Consider the following 19,833-nt stretch of genomic DNA (forward strand, 5'->3'; position numbering starts at 1 on the left):
CAGGGAACATGCCCGAGCGAGAACCGATCCTGGAAGTCGACGTCGAGATCCGCGACGACCGCACGGCCGTGCTGACCGTGGCGGGTGAGCTGGACATGGAGACGGCCGCCCGGCTCGAGGACCGCCTGACGGAACAGTTCGGCCAGGGGCGGCGCCGTCTCGTGCTGGAGCTGTCCGCCCTCGACTTCATGGACTCCTCGGGGCTGAACGTCCTGATCAGGGCGGTCAACAGGGCGCGGGAGACCGGCGGCGACCTGTATCTCGCCGCGCCGACCCCGGCCGTGCGCCGCATCCTGGAGATCACCGGCGTGACGACGACGATCCCGCCGCACGACGGCGTGGCGGACGCGCTGGCCGCGGCCGGCGGCGCGAGATAGCGGACCGGCGGCCCGGTCCCGTGCACGGGACCGGGCAGGGAAGAGGAAGAGGAAGAGGAAGACCGTGCACGAGATCGCCGAGATCGAGCATGCGCTCCGCCGGGCGGCTCCGCACCGGCTCGTGGGGGTCGTCGAGGACGCCCTCAGGGAGCACTGCGGGGTGCTGCGGGTGGAACTCCGCCTGGCCGACTACGGTTTGCGGACGCTCCAGCTCGTCGGCCACGTCTCGGGGGCGGATGCGTCGGTGCCGATCCACGACAGCCCGCAGGGGCGCGCCTTCGGCGCCCAGGAGCCGCACGTCGTCCGGGAGCCCGGGGCGCTCCGGCTCCACCTGCCCGTCACCGTCCGCGGGGACCGGCTGGGGGTGCTGACGGCCGAGCTGCCCCCGGAGGCCGACCTCAGGCCGCTGCTGCCGGGGCTCGCCCAGGTCTGCGAGGCGCTCGGCCACGAGATCCTGGTGGCGGAGCGCGACACGGACCTGTACGTCCTGGCGCGGCGTGCGACGCGGCTCACGCTCGCGGCGGAGATGCAGTGGCAGCTGCTGCCCGGCCGTTCCTGCGCCCGTCCCGAGTTCGCCCTCGCCGCCCATCTGGAGCCCGCCTACGCCATCTTCGGCGACAACTACGACTGGTCGGTCTCGGACGGCCGGCTGACCCTGACGGTCACCAACGGCATGGGAGAGGGCATCGAGGCCGCCCTGCTGACGAACCTCGCGATCAACGCGCTCCGCAACGCCCGCCGGGCCGGCCTCCCGCTGGCGGACCAGGCCGCGCTGGCGGACCAGGCCGTGTACGCCCAGTACCGGGGCGAGGCCTTCGTGTCGGTGCTGCTGCTCTGCTTCGACCTGGCCACGGGCGAGGTGGAGGCCGTGGACGCCGGATCGCCCCGGCTGTGGCGGCAGCGGGGGCAGGCGGTGGAGTCCGTCGGCTTCGAGGCGCAGCTGCCCCTCGGCATGTTCGAGGACACCGTGTACGTGCCCGAGCGGTTCGCGGTGCGTCCGGGCGACCGGCTGCTGTTCGGCAGCGACGGCGTGTACGCGGCCGTCTCGCCCGCGGGGGAGAGCTACGGGGACCGGGCGCTGGCCCGCGCGCTGAGGGGGACGCGGCTGCTGCCGCCCACGCACGTGCCGCAGGCGGTGCTCCGGGAGCTCGCCGTCCACCACGGCGGCAGTCCGCTGGAGGACGACGCCCTGGTCGTCTGCCTCGACTGGCACGGCACCGTGGCAACAGTTGCCGTGTGACAACTGTATCCTTGGGGCAACACCTGGCGGGTGCCCGGAAGAACGCCGTCAAGGACGACCAGAGGTGGCAATGAGGACATGGGGTGTGCGCCCGGCCGGAGCCGGCGTCGCGCGGGGATCAGGCCGAACTGACGTCCTTCAGCGGCGTGCGTGCGGGTGACGAGGCGGCCGCTCCACTCCCTCCCACGGCTTCGTGGAACCCGGTGAGCCCCCGCAGCAGCGCCTTGCGGCTCGTCGGCGACATGTCCGCGATGACCGCGAGCAGGGCCTCCTCGCGCTGGCCCCTGAGGTCCCGCAGGTACGCCTTGCCGTGCACGGTCAGGTGCAGCTCCAGCTGCCGACGGCTCACGGGGCTGGGCAGCCGCTGCACGAATCCCAGCGCCTCCAGCCGGTCGCACATGCGGCTCACCGAGGGCGGGGCGGAGCCGAGCAGCTCGCCCAGGGTGCGCAGGCTGATGCCCTCCTCGCGGTCCAGGCTGTACAGCACGCGCAGCTGACTCGCCGAGACGGGTGTCGACGACACCATGTCCCGGCCGCGCTCCCACAGCACCTCCAGCAGCTCGATGAGCTCCCGGGCGGACTCGGCCGTCCGCTGCGGTTCCCGCGGCGGCGGGGCGGGGTTGCCGTTCATGCCTGCCGACCCTCCTCGGACGTCCCGGGCCGGGGACAGCGGCCTTGCGACGGACCGGTCATCTCCACATCTCTCCAGAAGGCGGTACGGATCCGGTGGATCGACACGTGACAGTGGAAGGCGCACTGCGCGGGGCGGCACCGCACCTCCTGCTGGACTCCCTCCGTACCAGTCTCGCCCACCTGTACGCCGCGACCTCCGCCGACCTGCTGCTCGTCGACTACGGATTCACGACCCTGCGCCCCGTGGAGCCCGTCCAGACACCTGGCGGGATGCCGATCGCGCCCGTGGACGCGGGCCCCGCCGGCCGCGTCTTCCGCACCCAGCAACCATATCTTTTCCGTGATGTCGGGCCCACGGCGACCGTTTACCTGCCCGTCACGGTCCGCGGCGACCGTTTCGGCGTCCTGGTCGTCGTCCTGCCCGCGGACCGGGCCACCCCGGAGACCCCCGCGAGCCTCGCCCGGGTCGCCGAGACCCTCGGGCACGCCCTGCGCGTCGCCGACCGGCACACCGACCTGTACCGCCGCACCCGCAGGACGCACGCCCTCAGCGTCGCGGGGGAGATGCAGTGGGACACCCTGCCGGGCCGGGCCTGCGCCGGACCGGCCTTCGACCTGCACGCCCACTGGGAGCCCGCCTACACCTCCGGAGGGCACCTCCTGGACTGGAGCGCCACCGAGCGGGACCTCGTGATCGTCGTCGCCGACGGCGCCGGCCCCGGCACCCCGGCCGCCCTGGCGAGCACCCTCGCCCTGACGGCGATCCGCAACGCCCGGCGGGCCGGGCTCGACCTGGTGACCCAGGCCAGCCTCACCGACCAGGCGCTCTACGGGCAGTACCGCGGCGAGCACCCCCTCTCCGCCCTGCTGCTCCGGCTCGACCTGACCACCGGCGAGGCCGAGGTGGTGGACGCCGGGTCGCCGACGCTCTGGCGCGTCCGCTCCACCGTGACCGAGCGCATCGAACTGGACCGCCAACTGCCGCTGGGCATGTTCGAGGACACCGTCTACGCCCCCCAGCGCCTGCGCCTCCTGCGCGGCGACCGGCTCGTCTTCGTGGCCCACGGCACCGGAGAGCCGACGGCCGGCCACGGGCACGAGGCGCCGGACGGTCCCGTCGCCCGCGCCCTCACCCGGGCACGCCGCCGGAAGGGCGCGGACGTCCCCCGGGCCGTCGTACGGGCGGTGCGCGGGACACCCCGTGGCGCGCCGGACGCCGTCCTCGTACTCTGTCTCGACTGGCGCGGCCACGAGGCGGGGACCCCGGGCCAGGGACGGTACGGGGGGCCCACGCCGACCGCGCCGGCGTCCCCTTGACGCGCTGTCGGCGGTGATCCGCGTTGCGGGCGGTGTGGAAATCATGAAGAGGGGAAAGGCGGGTACGAGGAGCCCAGCCGCCGACCCAGGACGAGGGGAGCACCAGCGCCATGACGGACGCGATGACCGCAGAGCGCGCGGTCCCGGAGCCTCTGCTGTCCGCGGGTGCCGTCTACGACGACGCCGCCGCCCGCGGCGGGGCGATCGCCTCCGCCCGCGCCTTCACGGCCGAGTTCCTCGCGGCCGCCCCGACCGTGCTGCCCGGACCGGTCGGCCAGGAGCGCGTCGAGCTCGCGCAGCTGGTGGTCAGCGAACTGGTCACCAACGCGATCCGGCACACGTCCGGCCCCTGCTGGCTCCTCCTGGAACTCGGCCGCGACGTCCTGGAGATCTCGGTCTTCGACCAGGAGGCCGCCGCCCCCGTGCCCCGCGGACACGACCCCCGCCGCATCGGTCAGCACGGCGTCGAGATCGTCGTCGCCGTCTGCGAGAGCCTCACCGTGGAGCCCGCCCCGGAGGGGAAGCGGGTCCGCGCCCGCCTCTCCCTCCTGCCGCAGTAGGCCCACACGACGAACCCGCCCGACCGGCGAGCGCGCTGACGCACCGGCACCTCACCGGCCCGCCGGGCGCACCACGGCCCTCCGGGAACGCCGGGGGCCGTGATCCGGCGGCCGGTCACCGGCGGCCGTTCGCCTTGCGGCGGGCCCGGCGTTCCAGCGCATGCCGCTCGGCCTCGGTCAGGCCGCCCCACACTCCCGACGGCGGGTGCGGCTGCGCCAGGGCCGAGCGCAGGCACGGCTCGCGTACCGGGCAGCCCCGGCAGACCCTCTTGGCCTCCTCCTCCTGGGCGAGGGCGGGGGAGCCGGTCCCCACCGGGAAGAACAGATCGGGGTCGACCTCCTGGCAGACCGCGTCCGCACGCCAGCCGTCCATGTGAGCCTCCTGGCACATGAGTAGGGATGCGTCTCTCCCCGTTCGCCTGACCGTTCGTCCGTCCGTGAAACCCCGGCGGGACCGCTCCGGGACGCCACCGGGCCCCCGGGTGAAGCGCCTGTGTCGGAATCGTGGGGATAGTGCGGGGAAGAGAGGGGTGCGTACCGGAAGAGGGGGGTTCACTTGATGTGCGGCGCCCACTGCGGAATGGTGGACGGACGAGCTGTCGTCGAGTGGGAAGGGGGCGGGCCACTACGCGCGGGCCACGCTTATGACTGTTTTCGAGGACAAGTCCGGCCGCTCCCGGGAGAGCACGGGAGCGGGGAGCACCTCGTGGCTCGGGTCGCCGCATCCGGCGGTGGTGGCCGACCGCCAGGGCGGCGTCGTGGAGTTCAACGCCGCCGCGGCCGACCTCTTCCCGCGGATGGGGGTCGGCAAGTGGCTGGACGAGGTCGTCCCGGGATGGCTCGCCGACGCCCACCGGCGACTGGCCCACCCGGCCCGCACACCCGCCGCCGCGACTCCGGCGCGGGCGGGACCCGCCCCGCTGCGCGGCAGCCACGCCGGCCGGCTCCTGAGGGCCCACCCCAGCGAGTCCGGCCACGGCGACGTGGCCTGGTGGCTGGTCGACGACTCCGACCTGACGGCCGCGCAGGACGCCCTGCGCACCGAACGGGAGCGCCACGCGATCCTGGCCGAGGCGTCCACCCAGCTGCTGGCCTCGCTCAACCCCGACCGCTGCCTGGAGAAGGCGGCCCTGCTCGCCGCCGCCCACCTCGGCGACGCGGCCCTCGTGATCTCCCCGCCCGTGCGGAACCGCTACACGGTGGTCACCGCCATCGACGGGGGGTTCGAGCGGACCCAGCTCACCCTGGATCCGACCGGCGTGCCTGGTCTCGCCGAGGCACTGCAGGGTTTCCCCCCGGTGCCCGCCCGCTGGATCGACCCGGCCGAACTGCCGCCCTGGGCCGTGCCCGAGGGCTTCGGCGGGACCCCCGGGTCCGTCGCCATCACCCCGCTGCCCGGCCACGGCGTGCCCGCGGGCGCCCTGATCCTGCTGCGGCGCGGCGGACGGCGGGCCTTCGACGCCTCGGAGGAGCTCTTCGCCCGGCTGTTCGCCGCCCGCGCCGGCGCCGCCCTGTCGGCCGCGTGCCTCTACGCGGAGCAGGCCCGCATCACGCGCGCGCTGATCGCCGAACTCCTCCCGCCCCGGCTCCACCACGTCGGCGGGGTCGACTTCGCCGGCGGCTACCGCACCTCCCAGGACACCGAGCGGATCGGCGGCGACTTCTACGACGTGCACCCCTGCACCGACGACGGCCAGGAGACGCTCGCCGTCCTCGGCGACGTGTGCGGCAAGGGGCTGGACGCCGCCGTGCTCACGGGCCGGATCCGCAGCACCTTGCACGCCCTGCTGCCCCTCGCCGGAGACCACCAGGACGTCCTGCGGCTGCTCAACGGCGCCCTGCTGACCGCCCGGCACACCCGCTTCGCCACCCTGGTCCTGGCCTCGGTGCGGCGCACGGGCGGCCGGGTGCGGCTCCGGCTCACCAGCGCCGGCCACCCCCGCCCGCTCCTCCTGCGCGCCACGGGAGAGGTGGAGGAGGCGGACACCGGCGGGACCCTGGTGGGCGCCCTCCCCGTCGTCACCAGTCGGTCGGCGACCGTGGACCTGTCGCCCGGCGAGACCTGCGTGCTCTACACGGACGGGATCACGGAGGCCCGCGGCGGGCCGCTCGGCTCGGCCATGTTCGGCGAGGACCGGCTGCGCTCCGCGCTCGCCGAGTGCGTGGGACTCCCGGCCGAGGCCGTCGTCGAGCGCGTGCAGATGATCGCCGGGGACTGGGTGGGCCGCGGTCCGCACGACGACATGGCGGTCGTCGCCATCACCGCGCCGCACACCACCCACCTGTCCGCGGTGAACGGCCACACCCGGGGCAGGTACACCGCATGAGCACGCAGACCACCACCTCGACCACCGACCTCGCCGCCGCCCGCCGGCAGCTGTGGGCGGCCCTGGAGGCGAGGGACGAACCGGCGGCCACCGCCGCCGTCCTCGGCGCCCACGACGCCGGGGTCCCGGCCGAGGACCTCCTCCTCGACGTGATCGGCCCCGCCCAGGCCAGGGTCGGCGCGGAATGGGCCGCCGGCCGCATCGGGGTCGCCCAGGAGCACGCCGCCACGGCCATCCAGGACCGCGTCGTCGCCGCCCTCGCCCACCGCACGGCGGACGGGACCCGTCCCCGACCGGAGACCGGGGAGGCGCCCCGGCGCGTCACCGTCGCCTGCGTCGACGGCGAGTGGCACGCCCTGCCCGCCCGCCTCCTCGCCGAGGTCCTGCGCGGCCGGGGCTTCCTCGTCGACTACCTCGGGGCGCACGTCCCCACCCCGCACCTCATCGCCCACCTGCACCAGACCGGCACGGACGTCGTCGCCCTCTCGTCCTCGCTGCCGGTCCGGCTCCCGACGGCCCACGCCGCCGTCACCGCCGTCCAGGCCATCGGGCTCCCCGTCCTCGTCGGAGGCGCCGCCTTCGGCCCCGACGGCCGCTACGCCCGCCTGCTCGGCGCCGACGGGTGGGCGCCGGACGCCCGGGCCGCCGCCCGTCTCCTTGCCGCCTTCCCGCCGCGGGGCACGGCCCGGCCCGCCGCAGCCCGCGACCTGCCCCATCTCGCCGACCAGGAGTACACCCTGGTCACGCGCGCCCGGACCCAACTCGTCCGGCAGGTCCTCCAGGGCCTCGAGGACGCGGTCCCGGCGATGGCCTCGTACACCGACCGGCAGCGGGAGCGGACCGCCGAGGACATCGCCCACATCGTCGACTTCCTCGGCGCGTCCCTCTACGCCGACGACGCCGAGCTCTTCACCGGCTTCGTCACCTGGACCGCCGAAATCCTCCGGGCTCGCGGCGTCCCGGGCGATGCCCTGATCGCCGCCCTCGACCTGCTCGCCGACGCCCAGCACGACTTCTCCCGCGCGCGGGCGCACCTCGCCGCCGGGCGCCGCGCCCTCCTCCGCGTACCCGCCCCGCCCGCCCCGGGACCCCACTCGTGAACACCCCCGACCACACCTTCGAAGTCAAGGCCGTCGCCGCGCCCGACAGGATCCTGTACGTGACGCTCGTCGGCGACCTGGCCTGGGACGGCGCCGACGAGCTGCTGGACGCGACCCGGGCCCACCTCGACCCGGCGACCGCCCCGGCGGGCCTCCGCGTGGACTGCGCCGGAGTCACCCTGTGCGACTCGACGGGCCTCTCCGCCCTGTTGGCCCTCCACCGGCTCGCCGAGGCCGCGGGCGTCCCGCTGCACCTCGACCGCAGACCGCCCTTCCTTGACCGGCTGCTCCTCCTCACCGGCACGTACGAGCACCTGACGGGCCGGTCCGAGACCGCCGGGCCCGACGGCGACACCCCGAGCGGCGCGGCGGAGAGCCCTCGTCCCGCCGGCCCCTGACGGCCCCTTTCACGACCTTCACCACATCGTGACACCATCGGCACATCCGTCACGGCGGCACGAGGTGTAGCAGGGACGGGACGGGTCAAGCGGACACCGCACCCGCTCGCTGACAGCCCCTCAGCCGGAGGACCCCATGCCCCAGCACCCCGTCGCCCCGCTCCCCGCACCGCGCGTCCTCACCCAGCCCATGGCCATGGAACTGCTCACCTCGGACGCGGCGGTCCGGATCGACACCACCGTCGGCTACGACTCCCGCGACCCGCACGCCCTGAGCATCGCCTTCCACCTCCTCGGCGAGGACCCGGTGGTGTGGCGCGTCGACCGCGAGATGATCCTCGCCGGATCGCTCCAGCCCACCGGCGAGGGCGAGGTCCGGCTCCGTCCCGCCCCCGACGGCGGACTCCTCCTGCGGCTCGGGCCGGTGGGGCAGCGCGCCGTCGTCAGGTGCGAGCAGGAGGCACTCGGCCGTTTCGTGCGCGACACCTTCGTCCTGGTGCCGCTGGGCACGGAGGAACGCCACCACGACTGGGGACCGCTGCTCGCGTCCCTGGGGCGCTGAAGTGCGGTGCGCCGGAACGCCGTACGGGGACGGACACCCGTCCGCGCAAGGGGCCCGTGGAGTGGCTCCCTCAGCCGGGACGGCCGGGGGCGGCCGGGCGGAAACAGGCCGTCACGTCCTTGCCCCGCGGACAGGGGCGGGTCAGCACGTCGTCGGCGAGCGCGTCGACCAGGAGCATTCCGCGCCCGCCCAGCGCGCCGTCGTCCGGGCTGCGCTGCTCGGGCACCTGCGGCGAGGCGTCGTGCACGGTGACGTGCAGGCACTCCTCGTCCCAGGTGAGGATCAGCTGCGCGTCGCTGCGGGCGTGCACATGGGCGTTGGTGACGAGTTCGGAGACCGTCAGCACGACGGAGTCCGCCACGCCGGGGGCGGTACGGTCCCAGCCGAGCGTCGCCAGGTGCTCGCGCGTCCAGTCCCGGGCCGTCTTCACGCTGCTGCCTATCGGCAGCGACCGCGCCCAGCCGATGGCCCTCATCGAGTGATCCCGTGTCATGACTCTCCTTCGTACGACCGGTTCGAGGTTCCGTCTGCCCCTCGACCGGGAGAAGGGAACCGATAGAAAACACATGAGGAGTCGATGGGTGTGGATGTGAGAAGACCGGGTAGGCGACCAGCCTCAGGGTCACGCGATACGAGCAGTACACGTGAAAGGGGAACGGTGTGACGGTCACCACGATGTCGACCACGGGAGTCCAGTCCGGAGCGGGGACGCTGCCGCAGATCCCGGACACGTTGGCGGTCGCGCCCAAGGACGCGAGGGCCCTGTCGAAGGTCTTCTTCCAGGAGCTCGCGACGCTGGAGGAGGGGACGCACGAGTACCAGTACGCGCGCAACACCCTCATCGAGATGAACATGAGCCTGGTCCGCTACGCGGCCGGGCGTTTCCGCCACCGCGCCGACGAGATGGAGGACATCGTCCAGGTCGGCATGATCGGCTTGATCAAGGCGATCGACCGGTTCGAGCTGTCGCGGGAGGTCGAGTTCACCACCTTCGCCGTCCCCTACATCGTCGGCGAGATCAAGCGGTTCTTCCGGGACACCTCCTGGGCGGTGCACGTACCCCGCCGGCTCCAGGAGGCGCGGGTGGAACTGGCCAAGGCGACCGAGGAACTGAGCTCGCGCCTGGGGCGGACGCCGACGGTCCGTGAGCTGGCCGAGCTGATGAGCCTCACCGAGGAGGAGGTCACCGAGGCGCGGCTGGCCTCCAACGGCTACAACTCCTCGTCGCTGGACGCCGCCCTCGGCGGCGAGGACGAGGACGGCGACGCCTCGCTGGCCGACTTCATCGGCAGCGAGGACCCCGCCATGGCGCTGGTGGAGGACTTCCACTCGCTGTCCCCGCTCATCGCCGACCTCGACGAGCGGGACCGCCGGATCATCCACCTGCGGTTCGTCGAGGAACTGACCCAGGCTCAGATCGGTGAGCAGCTGGGCTGCTCGCAGATGCACGTCTCGCGGCTGCTCGCGCGCACCGTGAAGCGCCTGCGCGAGGGCCTGCTGGGCACCGGCGTCGGCTGATCCCGGCCGGCCGGCCCGCACGACTACGGCTCCAGGGCTCCCGCACCGACACGCGTCCGGTGCGGGAACCCTGGAGCCGCAGTCATGCGGGCGGGTGCTGGCCCCGGCCCACCGGAGGGCCGGCCAACGGCGTGGGGGAGAGCGCCGACGGCTCCTCTCCCGCTTCCAGGAGGGTGTCGGCGGCGCCCACGATCAGGGGATCGGGCAGGCCCACGGCCTCGGCGTCCTTGCTGGCGTAGTCGATCCGCCACAGCAGATAGCGCATCGCCTCCAGCCGCCCCCGGCGCTTGTCGTTGCTCTTGACGACCGTCCACGGCGCGTCGGCGGTGTCGGTCGCGCGGAACATCTCGATCTTCGCGGCGGTGTACGCGTCCCACAGGTCCAGCGAGGCCAGATCCGTCGGCGACAGCTTCCACTGGCGTACCGGGTCCACCTGCCGGATCGCGAACCGGGTGCGCTGCTCCGCGCGGGAGACCGAGAACCAGAACTTGACCAGGATGGTGCCGTCCTCGACCAGCATCGACTCGAAGGCCGGGCACTGCCGGAGGAAGAGCGCGTGCTGCTCCTCCGTGCAGAAGCCCATGACCTTCTCGACACCCGCGCGGTTGTGCCAGGAACGGTCGAAGAACACGATCTCGCCGCGCGCCGGCAGGTGCGGGACGTACCGCTGGAAGTACCACTGTCCGGCCTCCCGCTCGGTCGGCTTGTCCAGGGCGACGATCCGCGCCCCACGGGGGTTCAGCCGCTCCGTGAAGCGCTGGATCGTGCCGCCCTTGCCCGCGGCGTCCCGCCCCTCGCAGATCACTACCAGCCGGGCCCCCGTCTCCTTGACCCAGCGCTGCAGCTTCAGCAGCTCGATCTGCAGGACCCGCTTGGTCCGTTCGTACTCCCGGCGGCGGACCTTCCGGTCGTAGGGGTAGTTCTCGCGCCAGGTCCGGATGGGTCCCCCCTGCGCGTCCAGCAGGACGGGCTGCTCCGGCTGGCTGGTGTCCACTCTCAGCCCGGCCAGCAGGTCGTCGGCGGGGTCGACGGCGTCGCTCATGTGTCGGCTCCTTGGTGCGTCGTTGGCGTCCGGGGCGTCTTTGGGGTTCGGGGCGCCGGGGCCGGGGCCGTCCCGGTCGTCGTCGTGAGTGCTCATAGGGGCCCCTTGCCCCGTCGGCGGGCCGACACGAGCGTCACGACTGACGCGTCACCCGTACGGCGCAGTCGGGCCGGAGGGCGCCCGCCCCGCGGAACGCCCTCCGGCCCGGCTGATCCCGTTCAGACGAAGGTCACGGTCACCCGCTCGAAGCCGAGGCCCCGCAGCAGTTCCCGCAGCATCGCGGCGGTGTTCCGCTCCGCCCGGGACGTCAGGTCGGACTCCCGGGCCGCGTCGCCGATGCGCCGGGCGGCGAGGACGTGGACGGCCTGCTCGCTCGAGGGGTTGTCCGAGAACAGGTCGCCGATCCGGTCGAGCAGACCGCGCTGCTTGGACACGGCGTACGAGCGCTCCGGATCGAGCGCCGGGTCGGCCAGCCGGGCGTGCGGCAGCCGGAGGGTGGCGTCGGTCCGGTCGGCGTCGACGGTGACGGCGTCGTCCCCGAGGCCGCCGAACTCGACGTAGGAGGCGACGCTGCCGATCGCCACGTACAGGGTGCGGGTGCCGCGGATCGCGTCCGGCAGGAACCGCGCGTCGTGCTCCAGGTCGACCACCACCTGGTAGGTCCCCGCCGCCCCCTCGTACCGGCTCAGGTCCTGGACGGACTTCAGGACGGCGGGGCCGGAGCGGTCCTTCACGTCCGTCCCGAAGACGTCCATGCCGGGGATCCGGAGGAACTGGCCGATCAGCATGAGGGCGACGGCGAGCACGAGCAGGACGACGGCGGCGAGGGGCCACCTCCCTCCGGGGCGCTTCCACGAACGGCGGGCCGGCGCGGGTCTGGTCTCGGTCTCTTCTCCCATGCGGCCCGGATGCCCGAGTCCGCCGCTCCCACACCTAACTCGGTCCGAAATAGGGTCTGTTGGGGCGCGAGGGAGAGGCGGTCCGGAAGTGGGCGCCCCGCGGGGCCGCAGGGCATGCGGCCCCCCGGCGGGGGTACGCGGGATCCGTTGGGACGCGGACACCAAGGGGAGGAGACGGCTCATGTTCGGTCGGAGAGCGACGAAGAGACGGGGCGGTGCGCCCGCCGGAGGGGACGGAGGCGGCGGGGGAGACGCGGGGGGTGCGGGCGGAGCGGCGCCGGCCGGCGGGAGCCCGGAGCGGAAGGAGCCGGTCACCGCGGCGCCCCGGGCCGCTGTCCCGGTCCGGCGCGGCCCGGGTCCGTTCGTGCGGGCGCTCGTCGCCCTCACGGCCCTCGCGGGCATGGTGGCGTTCGCCGTGGTCCTGGCCCGGCTGACGCTGGAGGCCTCGCCGGCCTCCGTGCCCCTCACCCACAACAACCTGACGCCCGGGCGCTCGATCGAGGCCTACCTCGGCCGGCCCGCGTTCGTGGACACCGTCAAGCAGCTCGGCGGCAACATCCTCCTCGGCGTCCCCTTCGGGATCCTGCTGCCGCTGCTGGCCCGCAAGGCCCGCGGCTTCCTCCGCGTCGCGCTCCTCACCGCGGCCACCATGCTGCTCGTGGAGCTGGTGCAGGGGGCGCTCGTCACGGGCCGCGCCTTCGACATCGACGACGTCCTCCTCAACACGACGGGAGCGCTGCTCGGCTACGTGACCGTCGGCCGGCGCCTGGGCCGCGCCGTGCACCCCCGCACCCGCCCCCGCTGGTGGCAGCGCCGACGCCCGGCCCGTACCTCGGCATGACAGCCGGGACGGCGGGCTCCGGCGCAGGACCGGCCTAGGGGATACCCGCCGGTGCCTCGCCCGAGGGGGCCTCAGACCGCGTCCGCCCGTAGGTCGTCCAGGACCGCGCGGGCGGCCCGCGCGCCCGAGGCCAGCGCGCCCTGGACCGAACCGGTCGCCCGGTGGTCCCCGCACACGTACCGACCGGGTGCCCACCGCACGGACCGGGAGAGCGGCATCGGGCCCGGCATCGCCGGCAGCGCGTCCGGGACCGTGACGCGGTGGACGGGCTCCCAGCCGCCCGTGTCCGCGCCGTACACCTCGCCCAGGGCCGCGAGCACCGCCGCCGTGTCCGACGGTCCCGGAGAGCCGAGCACCGACGTGGACACCAGCGCCCGGCCGTCGGCGGAGAACCCCGGCTGGACGGCGGTGAGGACGCAGGTGTTGAGGAACCTGCGCGCGGAGTCGACGACCAGCACGGGCTCGTCCAGGGGAGGCCGGTCGGCCGCGTGGTACAGCGTGGTCACGGTCCGGCCGGCCGGGACGGGAAGTCCCGGCAGCAGCTCCGCCGCGACCCGCTGCCCGGTGGCGACGACGACCGCGCGGGACCGCAGCTCGCGCCCGTCCGCGAGGACCACGCCATCCGGCCCCAGCGCGGACACCACGGTTCCGGTGCGCGGCACGTCCGGCGGCAGCCGCGCGGCGAGCTGGGCGGGCACGGCGCCGATCCCCTCGGCCGGAAGGCACAGGGTGCCGCGCAGCATGCTCCGCCACACCAGGTGGAAGAAGCGCGCCGAGGTCTCCAGCCGGTCCTCCAGGAACACACCGGAGAGGAACGGCCGGAAGAACGTCTCCACGAGCCGCGGCGACACGCCCGCCGCGGCCAGCGCCTCGCGCGTGGTCCCGTCGGCGCCGCGCCGCAGCACGGACGCCGGTGCCAGCGCGTCCCGCGCCGACAGGACGGAGAGCGCGAGCAGGTCGCGGCCGGACGCGAGCCGCCCCGGCAGCAGGTCCCGGGCCTCGCCCGGGCGGCGGCTCGGATCCGTGAACCGGCGCGGCCCGCGCTCGGTGTGCACGAGCACCCCCGGCGTGAACGGCCGCAGCCTCAGGGGCCTCAGCCGCACGCGCCGCTTCACCTGCGGATACGAGGTGTTGAAGACCTGGAAGCCGCGGTCCACGGTGAAGCCCGCCACCCGGTCGGTGCGCATCCGTCCGCCCACCGCGTCACCCGCCTCCAGGAGCAGCACCCGCAGGCCCGCCGCGCACAGGTCGGCGGCGCAGGCGAGGCCGGCGGCCCCCGCTCCGACGACCACCGCGTCGTACCGTGTGTCGTCCGTCGTCCTCTTCATGCCGTCCTCTCTCCGTGTCCGCGAGGTCGCCCCCGCCCGCGTGCCGTGGCCCTGCCTCGCCCACCCGTAGGGGCGGGCGGGCGGCGCGGGGCCGTCAGGGCGGGCCGGCGCCCCGCTTCCGCTCCTGTTCCAGGAGGGCGGGCAGGTCCCGCAGCCGGTCGAGCCCCGCCACCGGCCGGGACGTGCGGGGGTTGCGGCCGAGCCGGTCGCGGTGCCGGTGGAGGAAGGCCCAGTATCCGGTCGTGAACGGGCAGGCGTCCTCGCCGACCCGCCGGTCGGGGCGGTAGGGGCACGGCCCGCACAGGTCGCTCATGCGGTCGATGTAGGCGCCGCCGGAGGTGTACGGCTTGCTCGTCATCCGGCCGCCGTCGGCGTACTGGGACATGCCGACGACATTGGGCAGCATCACCCAGTCGTAGCCGTCGGCGAAGCTGCGGTGGAACCAGTCGGTCACGGCCGCCGGGTCCCAGCCGCGCTGGAGCGCGTAGCTGCCGAGGACCATCAGGCGCGGGATGTGATGGGTCCAGGCCGTGTCCCTGACCTCGCGCAGGGCCGTCGCCACGCACCGGGCCGACACGGCGTCCGCGTCCAGCTCCTCCCACCAGCCGGGGACGGCCCCGGTGTGCCCGAGGACGTTGCTCGTCCGGTACTCCTCGCCGAAGTGCCAGTACAGGTGCCAGACGTACTCGCGCCAGCCGGCGATCTGCCGGACGAAGCCCTCCACGGACCGGAGCGGCGCCGCGCCCGCTCGCCAGACGGCCTCCGCCCCCTCCACGCACTCCGCCGGGTCGAGGAGTCCCAGGTTCAGTGACGTCGACAGCAGACTGTGGCTCATGACGCCGTCGCCGGCCAGCATCGCGTCCTCGTGCGCGCCGAACCCGGCGAGCCTGTGGTCCAGGAAGCGCCGTAGCGCGGCGAGCGCCTGACGACGGTCCGCCGGGAACGCCCGGGGACCGTCCCGGCCGACGAAGGAGACGTCCCCGTCCCTTTCCCAGCGGTCCAGGTCGTGCCGGACCTCCTCGTCGATGTCGTCCTCCCGGGGCCGGTACGGCGCCGGCGCGCCCAGCGAGCGCGCTCCCCGCGGCGGTGGCACGCGGTTCTCGCGGTCGAGGTTCCACACGCCTCCGGTCGGCCCGTCCCCCTCCATCAGGAGGTCGTGGTCGCGGCGGACCCGCCGGTAGAAGTCCTCCATGCGGAGGGTGCGCCGCCCCTTCGCCCAGGCCGCGAACTCGTCCGGACCGACGAGGAACCCGCGCGGCGGCAGCACCGTGACATCGCCGAGCGAGCGGACCAGGCGCAGCGCCGCCCGGGAGGTGGGGTGGTGCACCGTCACCCGGCCGCGTCCGACGGCACGCCGCAGCCCCTCCCGGTAGGTGTCCGCCCGCACGTACGTCACCCGGTCGCCGAGCTCGGCGGCGCGGTGCCGCATGGCCGACAGGACGAGGTGGGCCTTCGCCCTGTGGAAGCGCCGGCGACGGAAGACGGAGCGGGCCTCGATCATCACCACGGGGGCGCCACGGGCGGGGCCCTCCTCGCCCGGCGCCAGGAAGGCAGGCCCCAGCTGGGCCCCGAAGAGCCAGTGCGTCTCCGTCATGCCTCACCCGTCCCTCTCCAGGCCGTCCCCGACGACGCCCGGGCAGGCCCCGACGACGACTGCCCGATCCCGCACGCCCCGTCTTCCCTCTTCACCCCGAGCGCGCCCGCCGGATGCACCAGTGCCCCTGGTCCTCGGCGCCCTCTTCGTCAGGAACGCGCCTCGGCGACCTGCGACCGCTCGGTGGCGGTAGCCGAGGGGAACCCCGTCAAGGAGTGGAAGGCCCGGTCGTCCTGGCCTGCCAGCTTCCGCCGTCCACCCGGTACACCGTCAGTCGGCGGTTGACGGGGTCGCCGCCGTCGAAGGCGACGCGGCCGGTGACGCCGTCGAAGGCCAGCCGCTCGACGGCTCGCGGCAGTTCCGCCCGGACGCCGTCGGCGAGTGTGCCGCCCTCCGCCTTCGCGACGGCCTTCACCGCTTCGATGAGGGCCCAGGTCGCGTCATAGGCGTAGGGGCCGTACCAGCCGGGTGGCTGGGAGTAGCCCGCTTCGCCGTAGCGGGTCAGGAAGTCGCGTCCCGCCGCCGACTCCGTAGCGGGGGCGCCGATCTGGGTCGCGAGGTCGCCGTCGGCCCGGGGGTTCGCCGTGAGGTACTGCTGGTCGAAGACGCCGTCGCCGCCCATCAGTGGGATGGCCACTCCGGCCTGCTTGAGCTGCTGGGACAACGGTGCCGCGGTGTCGTAGTAGCCGCCGAAGTAGACGGCCTCGGCGCCCGAGGACCGCACCCTGTCGGCGAGGCCCGCGAAGGAGCGTTCCGCGGGATCCACCTGCTCGGTGCCGACGACGGTCCCCCCGAGCTTCTTCCACTCGGCCGTGAGGCCGGCGGTGAGGGCGGTGCCGTGGCTGCTCGCGTCGTCGACGACGTAGAGCCTGGTCTTCCCGGCCCCGTGCAGGTACCGGGCGGCGAACGGCCCCTGGTCGACGTCCGTGCCGATCGTCCGGAAGTAGGTGGGGTACGGACGGACGCGGGTGCCCGACGCCCAGTCGGGGCCCAGCGTCAGGGCCGGGTCGGTGTTGCCCGGTGACACGTTGACGACGCCCGCGCGAGACAGCGCCGGCACCAGGGTGCGGGCGACGCCGGAGTTGAGCGGGCCGACCACCCCCACCAGCTTGGCGTCGGACACGAGCCGGGCGGCGTTGGCCGCGCCCTTGGCGGGGTCGGCTTCGTCGTCCACGGCCGTGATCTCGAAGGTCACACCGGGGACGTGACCGGTGTCGTTGGCGGTCCTGACCGCCAGTTCGGCGGAGTTCCTGACACCGACGCCCATCGAGGAGAGTCCGCCGCTGAGGGGCGCGGCCACCCCGATCCTCACCGTGACGGACGCCGCCGCCGGCCCGCCGCCCCCCGTCCGGCCGCCGCTCTGCGCGTCGTCGTCGCGGGTGAGGGACCAGGTCAGGAAGGATCCCGTGGCGAGCACGGCGAGTGCCGTGGCCAGGACCGCGGAGCGCCGGGTGAGTCCCCGCCCTCGTGCGGACACCCCGTCTGCCTGCTCCGACCGGGCTGTCGCGCCGAGTGTCCCCCGCTGCTCGTCAGAGGTCACGACGACCGGCGGGTCCGTCGGCCGGTCCGGCACGGGGTGGCGCGCGGAGCCCGCGTCGGCCCCGGAGGAGTCCGGGACCGTGGGGGTCGCCGCGGACGGTGCCGACGAGGGAGCCTGCTGCGGCATCGTCGGGGCGGAGGAGGGCTCCACCGCCGCGTCCGGTGCCGGAGCCGCCGTCGGATCGGGGGCGGGAACCCGTCGGCTGTCCGGTTCGGGTTCCCGTGCGGGGCCGGGACCGTGAGGCGCGTCGGGGCGGGGCGGGGCGGACATCAGTACGCCCCTGAGCATCTCAGCCGCTTCCGCGGCGCCCACGCGTCGTGCCGGGTCCTTGGTGAGGAGGGCGTCCAGCACGGGGGCGAGCGGGCCGGCGTGGACCGGCGGCCGGTGCGGGCGGGTGAACACGGCCACGGCGAGGGCGTGGAGACCCTCCGCCTCGAACGGGGGGTGCCCCTCGACGGCGTGGTACAGGGTGGCGCCGAGCGCCCACAGGTCGTTGGCCGGGGTCGGGCGCTTGCCGTCCAGCTGCTCCGGCGGCATGTACTGCGGCGTGCCGATGACGATCCCGCTGTGGCTCAGCTTGGTCGTGGCGTCCGCGAGGTGGGCGATGCCGAAGTCGGTCAGGACGACACGGTCCTTGGCCAGGAGCACGTTGTCCGGCTTGATGTCGCGGTGGACGATCCGCGCCTCGTGCGCCGCGGTCAGCGCGTCGAGGACGGCGGCGCCGATCTCGGCCACACGCCCTACGGGCAGTCGGCCACGGCTGCGGATCGCAGCGGCCAGGGACTGGCCGCGGACCAGCTCCATGACGATGACCGGGGCGCCGTGATGCTCCACGACGTCATGGACGGTGATGACCCCAGGATGGCTGAGAGTGACTGCCGCGCGCGCCTCGCCCGTGAAGCGCCGGAGCAGCGCCTCACGGGCGTCGTCGTCCATGCCCGGCGGGAAGAGGATTTCCTTGACGGCGACTTCACGTCCGAAGAGCTGCTGGTCACGACCACGCCAGACCCGGCCCATGCCGCCTTGGCCGATACGTTCGACCAATTGGTACCGGCCGGCGATGAGTTCGTGGTTCTCCTCCGTCACGCGCACACTCTAGGTCCTGAAACGACCTGTTACGGCGAGGTGGACCGTTCCGGGGAGCGGAGCACGAGCAAGGTGATCTCGCTGGGGGCGAAGACACGGAAGGGCGGGCCCCAGAAGCCGGTGCCGCGGCTGGTGTAGAGGAGGGTGCGAGCGCCGTGGTGGCTGAGGCCGGCGACGGTGGGCTGGTCGAGGCGGACCAAGTGGTGGAAGGGCCAGATCTGGCCGCCGTGGGTGTGGCCGGAGAGCTGGAGGTCGATTCCGTGGGCCGCCGCCCGGTCGACGAACTTGGGCTGGTGAGCGAGCAGGAGGACGGGCAGGTCTGGATCGGCGCCCTGGAGGGCTCCGGCGAGGTGGGCGCGGTGACCCGCCAGTCCGGAGGACTCGGCGGTGACGTCGTCGACACCTGCGACCACGAGGGTGTCACCGCCGCGTTCGAGCAGCAGATGCCGGTTGCGCAGCGGCTCCCAGCCGAGCTCGTCCATCAGGTCGACCCAGCCCTGAGCCTCGCTGTAGTACTCGTGGTTGCCGGTGACGTAGACCCGGGCCCGCGTCGCCCGCACGGTGCCCAGGGGAGCGGCCTGGGCGCGGCGCCGTTCGGCCGTGCCGTCCGCGATGTCACCGGTGTGGCACACCAGATCGGCTTCCAGGCCGTTGACCTTCTCGCAGACCCGCGCCGACCAGCGGGCGCGGTCGAGCGGACCGTAGTGGGTGTCGGTGATCAGAACGACTCGGGTGCCGTCCAGCCCGGCCCCCAGACGCGGGAGCGGCACATCGAGCCGGCGCACGCGCGGCACGCGTCGGGCCTCGCCGTACCCCCATGCGAGCAATCCGGCGGCCACGCAGAGGACGGTCCAGGTGGCGATGCGCGCCCGGCCCTGTCCGTCACCGACACCGGCCACGGTCAGGACGATCCGCAGCGGGACACCGAGCAGAACAGACCAGGTGAACAGGACCCAGATGCCGCCCAGCAGCGTGTCACCGACGATCGCCGCCCGGTCCCGCTGGCGCCGACCGTGGCCGCGTGCCATCGCGAGCGGCATTCCGGTCAGGCCCAGGGCGAAGAGCGCGGTGCCGGTCAGCGTGACGGGGAGCGGCCAGCGCTGACCGGTGTGCAGGAGGACCCAGCACGGCACGGCCCACAGCAGGAGGGGGGCGATCAAGGGGAGGTAGCGCATCAGGCGCCGCAATCGGCTCCGTGACGCCCCTTGCGCCTCCTGGGCGGCGGATCGGGTGTTGCTGATCTCTGTCACGCTTCCCCTCCTGAAGTGCTGTCCGGCGGACCGTGCGAGCTGCGGAGCCGGGTGACGGCGGCGGCACACGTTCGTCGTGCCGGCCATCCGCTGGTGGCCTCGACACGAGCCGCCGCCCACGCCCTGATTCTGCTCCGGCCTTGCCTGCCGGAGTCTCTTGGAATGCCCATTGTCCGTCGTGGGGGACCGGGCGACCCGCTGCGCAGGTCGTCGCTACCCTG

Annotated in this window: 19 protein-coding genes; 10 read left to right on the forward strand and 9 right to left on the reverse strand. The window is 74.2% G+C overall.

Features of this window, described 5'->3' with window-relative positions; genetic code table 11:
- Window positions 1–8: 8 nt before the first annotated feature.
- Window positions 9–377: an STAS domain-containing protein gene (locus tag MRBLMG1_RS27990; RefSeq protein ID WP_367826914.1), complete on the forward strand. Its 369-nt coding sequence runs from the start codon at window positions 9–11 to the stop codon at window positions 375–377.
- 64 nt (window positions 378–441) lie between these two features.
- Complete coding sequence (locus tag MRBLMG1_RS27995) at window positions 442–1,617, forward strand: PP2C family protein-serine/threonine phosphatase (protein ID WP_367826915.1); 1,176 nt, start codon at window positions 442–444, stop codon at window positions 1,615–1,617.
- A 118-nt stretch (window positions 1,618–1,735) separates the two neighbouring features.
- Here MRBLMG1_RS27995 and MRBLMG1_RS28000 read toward each other — a convergent pair whose 3' ends face one another.
- The gene (locus MRBLMG1_RS28000) at window positions 1,736–2,248 is read right to left on the reverse strand and encodes a MarR family winged helix-turn-helix transcriptional regulator (protein ID WP_367826916.1); all 513 of its coding nucleotides are present in this window, start codon (window positions 2,246–2,248) and stop codon (window positions 1,736–1,738) included.
- A gap of 107 nt (window positions 2,249–2,355) precedes the next feature.
- On the opposite strand from MRBLMG1_RS28000, the gene MRBLMG1_RS28005 reads away from it, so the two are divergent.
- Together MRBLMG1_RS28005 and MRBLMG1_RS28010 are read left to right on the forward strand one after the other, a co-directional pair.
- Complete coding sequence (locus MRBLMG1_RS28005; protein WP_367826917.1) at window positions 2,356–3,567, forward strand: PP2C family protein-serine/threonine phosphatase; 1,212 nt, start codon at window positions 2,356–2,358, stop codon at window positions 3,565–3,567.
- Between the two features lie 110 nt (window positions 3,568–3,677).
- Window positions 3,678–4,127 (forward strand): ATP-binding protein, encoded by a 450-nt coding sequence (locus MRBLMG1_RS28010; RefSeq protein ID WP_367826918.1) that lies wholly within the window; start codon window positions 3,678–3,680, stop codon window positions 4,125–4,127.
- Between the two features lie 115 nt (window positions 4,128–4,242).
- On the opposite strand, the gene MRBLMG1_RS28015 is transcribed toward MRBLMG1_RS28010, so the two are convergent.
- A complete protein-coding gene (locus MRBLMG1_RS28015; RefSeq protein ID WP_367826919.1) occupies window positions 4,243–4,500 on the reverse strand; it encodes a WhiB family transcriptional regulator in 258 nt (85 codons plus the stop codon).
- Window positions 4,501–4,771: 271 nt separating this feature from the next.
- Here MRBLMG1_RS28015 and MRBLMG1_RS28020 point away from each other — a divergent pair, with 271 nt between their 5' ends.
- From MRBLMG1_RS28020 to MRBLMG1_RS28035, 4 genes are all read left to right on the forward strand, one after another.
- Window positions 4,772–6,454 carry a PP2C family protein-serine/threonine phosphatase gene (locus tag MRBLMG1_RS28020; protein ID WP_367826920.1) on the forward strand — a complete coding sequence of 561 codons (1,683 nt, stop codon included), beginning with the start codon at window positions 4,772–4,774 and terminating at the stop codon, window positions 6,452–6,454.
- Window positions 6,451–7,554: a cobalamin B12-binding domain-containing protein gene (locus MRBLMG1_RS28025; protein ID WP_367826921.1), complete on the forward strand. Its 1,104-nt coding sequence runs from the start codon at window positions 6,451–6,453 to the stop codon at window positions 7,552–7,554. The genes MRBLMG1_RS28020 and MRBLMG1_RS28025 overlap by 4 nt, the downstream gene beginning before the upstream one ends.
- Window positions 7,551–7,952, forward strand: a complete 402-nt coding sequence (locus MRBLMG1_RS28030) for an STAS domain-containing protein (RefSeq protein ID WP_367826922.1) — start codon at window positions 7,551–7,553, stop codon at window positions 7,950–7,952. Before MRBLMG1_RS28025 ends, MRBLMG1_RS28030 begins: the two co-directional genes overlap by 4 nt.
- Before the next feature lie 136 nt (window positions 7,953–8,088).
- Window positions 8,089–8,514, forward strand: a complete 426-nt coding sequence (locus MRBLMG1_RS28035; RefSeq protein ID WP_367826923.1) for an SsgA family sporulation/cell division regulator — start codon at window positions 8,089–8,091, stop codon at window positions 8,512–8,514.
- A 70-nt stretch (window positions 8,515–8,584) separates the two neighbouring features.
- Here the strand turns inward: MRBLMG1_RS28035 and MRBLMG1_RS28040 are convergent, their stop codons facing one another.
- Window positions 8,585–9,007 carry an ATP-binding protein gene (locus tag MRBLMG1_RS28040; protein WP_367826924.1) on the reverse strand — a complete coding sequence of 141 codons (423 nt, stop codon included), beginning with the start codon at window positions 9,005–9,007 and terminating at the stop codon, window positions 8,585–8,587.
- A gap of 167 nt (window positions 9,008–9,174) precedes the next feature.
- Here MRBLMG1_RS28040 and MRBLMG1_RS28045 point away from each other — a divergent pair, with 167 nt between their 5' ends.
- Window positions 9,175–10,032 carry an RNA polymerase sigma factor SigF gene (locus MRBLMG1_RS28045; protein ID WP_414721659.1) on the forward strand — a complete coding sequence of 286 codons (858 nt, stop codon included), beginning with the start codon at window positions 9,175–9,177 and terminating at the stop codon, window positions 10,030–10,032.
- Between the two features lie 82 nt (window positions 10,033–10,114).
- Here MRBLMG1_RS28045 and ppk2 read toward each other — a convergent pair whose 3' ends face one another.
- Window positions 10,115–11,074 (reverse strand): polyphosphate kinase 2, encoded by a 960-nt coding sequence (ppk2, locus tag MRBLMG1_RS28050; protein ID WP_367827202.1) that lies wholly within the window; start codon window positions 11,072–11,074, stop codon window positions 10,115–10,117.
- A gap of 218 nt (window positions 11,075–11,292) precedes the next feature.
- Complete coding sequence (locus MRBLMG1_RS28055; RefSeq protein ID WP_414721660.1) at window positions 11,293–11,973, reverse strand: DUF4230 domain-containing protein; 681 nt, start codon at window positions 11,971–11,973, stop codon at window positions 11,293–11,295.
- A gap of 364 nt (window positions 11,974–12,337) precedes the next feature.
- Between MRBLMG1_RS28055 and MRBLMG1_RS28060 the strand changes: the two genes are divergently transcribed.
- Entirely contained in the window at window positions 12,338–12,814 is a 477-nt protein-coding gene (locus tag MRBLMG1_RS28060; RefSeq protein WP_414721661.1) for a VanZ family protein, read from the forward strand.
- A 71-nt stretch (window positions 12,815–12,885) separates the two neighbouring features.
- Here MRBLMG1_RS28060 and MRBLMG1_RS28065 read toward each other — a convergent pair whose 3' ends face one another.
- The 4 genes from MRBLMG1_RS28065 to MRBLMG1_RS28080 all read right to left on the reverse strand — a co-directional run bounded on the left by MRBLMG1_RS28065 (window position 12,886) and on the right by MRBLMG1_RS28080 (window position 19,612).
- Window positions 12,886–14,142, reverse strand: a complete 1,257-nt coding sequence (locus MRBLMG1_RS28065) for an NAD(P)/FAD-dependent oxidoreductase (RefSeq protein ID WP_367826926.1) — start codon at window positions 14,140–14,142, stop codon at window positions 12,886–12,888.
- A 94-nt stretch (window positions 14,143–14,236) separates the two neighbouring features.
- Window positions 14,237–15,736: a cryptochrome/photolyase family protein gene (locus tag MRBLMG1_RS28070; RefSeq protein WP_367826927.1), complete on the reverse strand. Its 1,500-nt coding sequence runs from the start codon at window positions 15,734–15,736 to the stop codon at window positions 14,237–14,239.
- Window positions 15,737–15,944: 208 nt separating this feature from the next.
- Window positions 15,945–18,362, reverse strand: coding sequence for a bifunctional serine/threonine-protein kinase/ABC transporter substrate-binding protein (locus MRBLMG1_RS28075; protein ID WP_367826928.1), 2,418 nt, complete (start codon window positions 18,360–18,362; stop codon window positions 15,945–15,947).
- 29 nt (window positions 18,363–18,391) lie between these two features.
- A complete protein-coding gene (locus tag MRBLMG1_RS28080) occupies window positions 18,392–19,612 on the reverse strand; it encodes a metallophosphoesterase (RefSeq protein ID WP_367826929.1) in 1,221 nt (406 codons plus the stop codon).
- Between the last annotated feature and the right edge of the window lie 221 nt (window positions 19,613–19,833).

The sequence above is a fragment of the Streptomyces sp. LMG1-1-1.1 genome, assembly GCF_040815545.1.
Taxonomy (GTDB): domain Bacteria; phylum Actinomycetota; class Actinomycetes; order Streptomycetales; family Streptomycetaceae; genus Streptomyces.

Bases quoted from the DNA above. Each gene is read 5' to 3' on its own strand.
- MRBLMG1_RS27990 (WP_367826914.1), top strand. From the start codon at position 9: ATGCCCGAGCGAGAACCGATCCTGGAAGTCGACGTCGAGATCCGCGAC.
- MRBLMG1_RS28000 (WP_367826916.1), bottom strand. From the start codon at position 2,248: ATGAACGGCAACCCCGCCCCGCCGCCGCGGGAACCGCAGCGGACGGCC.
- MRBLMG1_RS28010 (WP_367826918.1), top strand. From the start codon at position 3,678: ATGACGGACGCGATGACCGCAGAGCGCGCGGTCCCGGAGCCTCTGCTG.
- MRBLMG1_RS28015 (WP_367826919.1), bottom strand. From the start codon at position 4,500: ATGGACGGCTGGCGTGCGGACGCGGTCTGCCAGGAGGTCGACCCCGAT.
- MRBLMG1_RS28020 (WP_367826920.1), top strand. From the start codon at position 4,772: ATGACTGTTTTCGAGGACAAGTCCGGCCGCTCCCGGGAGAGCACGGGA.
- MRBLMG1_RS28025 (WP_367826921.1), top strand. From the start codon at position 6,451: ATGAGCACGCAGACCACCACCTCGACCACCGACCTCGCCGCCGCCCGC.
- MRBLMG1_RS28035 (WP_367826923.1), top strand. From the start codon at position 8,089: ATGCCCCAGCACCCCGTCGCCCCGCTCCCCGCACCGCGCGTCCTCACC.
- MRBLMG1_RS28040 (WP_367826924.1), bottom strand. From the start codon at position 9,007: ATGACACGGGATCACTCGATGAGGGCCATCGGCTGGGCGCGGTCGCTG.
- ppk2 (WP_367827202.1), bottom strand. From the start codon at position 11,074: ATGAGCGACGCCGTCGACCCCGCCGACGACCTGCTGGCCGGGCTGAGA.
- MRBLMG1_RS28055 (WP_414721660.1), bottom strand. From the start codon at position 11,973: ATGGGAGAAGAGACCGAGACCAGACCCGCGCCGGCCCGCCGTTCGTGG.
- MRBLMG1_RS28065 (WP_367826926.1), bottom strand. From the start codon at position 14,142: ATGAAGAGGACGACGGACGACACACGGTACGACGCGGTGGTCGTCGGA.
- MRBLMG1_RS28070 (WP_367826927.1), bottom strand. From the start codon at position 15,736: ATGACGGAGACGCACTGGCTCTTCGGGGCCCAGCTGGGGCCTGCCTTC.